The sequence below is a fragment of the Streptomyces odonnellii genome, assembly GCF_000981895.1.
In the GTDB taxonomy this organism is placed as follows: Bacteria; Actinomycetota; Actinomycetes; order Streptomycetales; family Streptomycetaceae; genus Streptomyces; species Streptomyces odonnellii.
In genome coordinates, this window is sequence record NZ_LATD01000606.1 from 1 (window position 1) to 1,930 (window position 1,930).

Genomic DNA, 1,930 nt, shown 5'->3' on the forward strand with positions numbered 1-1,930 from the left:
GGATCAGAACTCCGCCGCCCGGCCCAGCTCGTTGTCGATGAAGGCCAGCACCTCGTCGGCGCTGGCGGCCTCGATCCGTTCGGTGACGACGAGTCCGCCGGTCTCCGGTCCCGGTGCGTCCCATCGCGCGAGGAGCTGCCGCAGCCGTCCGGCGACCCCGTTCCTGGTGACCTCGTCGAGCGTGCCCGCGGCGAGCGCCTCCTCCAGCGTGCCGAGCGCGGCCAGCGGCGAGGGGGCCGAGCCCGGCCCGGTGTCGCCGAGCAGTTGCGACGTCAGGTGCCGGGCGACGGCGGCCGGGGTGGGATGGTCGAACACGAGGGTGGCGGAGAGCCGTACCCCGGTGGCCCCGGTCAGCCGGGTGCGCAGCTCCACCGCCATCAGCGAGTCGAAGCCCAGCCTGCTGAAGTCCCGGTCGGCGGGGATCGCGTCGGCGTCGGTATGCCCCAGCACGGCGGCGGTCTCGGCCCGTACCAGCTCGACCAGCCGGGCTTCCGCCTCCTCTGCGGCCAGCCCCTCCAGGCGCTGGACGAGACCGGTGGCACGCCCGCGCCCCGCGGCGGCCGTGCGGCGCCGCCTGCGGAGCAGTCCGCGCAGGATCGCCGGAATCTCCGTCGTGGTCCCGGCGGCCCGCGCGCCCGCGCCCTCGGCGATCAGGACCGGTACGAGCAACGCCTCGTCGCGCGCGGTCGCGGCGTCGAACAGCGCGAGTCCCGTGTCCACCGGGAGCAGTGCCAGGTCCGAGCGGGCCATGCGTCCCATGTCGGCGTCGCTGAGACCGCTGGTCATTCCGCCGCCGGTACGCGCCCAGGGCCCCCAGGCCAGGGACACCGCGGGCAGTCCGAGGGCGGCGCGGTGCAGGGCCAGGGCGTCCAGGAAGGTGTTGGCGGCGGCGTAGTTGCCCTGGCCGGGGCCTCCGGTGATGCCGGCGACCGAGGAGTAGAGGACGAACCCGGCCAGGCCGAGATCGCGGGTCGCCTCGTGCAGATGCCAGGCCGCGTCCGCCTTCGGACGCAGTATCCGGTCGACCAGCGCGGGGGTCAGCGAGTCGATGGTGGCGTCGCCCAGCACACCGGCGGTGTGCACCACGGCGGTCAGCGGGTGTTCGGCCGGTACGCCGGCGAGCAGCCCGTCCAGGGCCGGGCGCTCGGCGACATCGCAGGCCGCGACGGTCACTTCGGCGCCGTGGGCGGCCAGTTCGGCGCGGAGTTCCTTGGCGCCGGGGGCGTCGGGGCCGCGCCGGCTGACGAGCAGCAGATGCTTGATGCCGTGGCCGGTGACGAGATGGCGGGCGAGTTCGGCGCCGAGGCCGCCGGTGCCGCCGGTGATCAGGACCGTACCGTCGCGGTCCCAGGACCGGACGCCGCTGCCGTGCGAGCGGGTCTGTCCCTGGGCGAGCCGTGCCAGCCGGGCCACCTGGATCTCGCCGCCGCGGACGGCCGCCTGGGTCTCCCCGATGTCGAGGAGAGAGGGCAGCGCGGGCAGGACGGTGCGCAGGGTGGTGGTGTCGTGGAGGTCCTCCAGATCGAGCAGCAGGAAGGCGCCGGGGTTCTCCGACTGGGCGGAGCGGACCAGGCCCCAGACCGGCGCCGCCGCGAGATCCCGGACGTCCTCCCCGGCACTGGTGGCGACCGCGCCCCGGGTGACGAACACCAGCCGTGATCCGGCGGTCCGCCGGTCGGCCGACCAGGTGCGCAGCAGGTCCAGTACGGTGCGCAGCACGGTCCGTACCCGGGTGGGCAGGGCTGCCCGCTGATCCTGATGCTCCGTCAGGTCGCTGACGGCCGGGGCCAGTACGAGGTCGGGCAGCGGTTCCCCGGAGTCGAGGAGTTCGCGCAGCGATGCTGCCCGTACGAGGGAGAGGTCGTCCGGTGCGGCCAGGGTGTCTCCCAGGACCGCCCAGCGGCGGCCGGTGGGGGACGCGGGGGTGGTC

1 protein-coding gene is annotated in these 1,930 nt (G+C 75.1%); it reads right to left on the bottom strand.

Annotated features, from left to right (window positions below; genetic code table 11):
* Positions 1-3: 3 nt before the first annotated feature.
* A partial coding sequence (locus WH07_RS35580; RefSeq protein WP_157877498.1) for a type I polyketide synthase occupies positions 4-1,930 on the bottom strand: 1,927 nt, incomplete at its 5' end.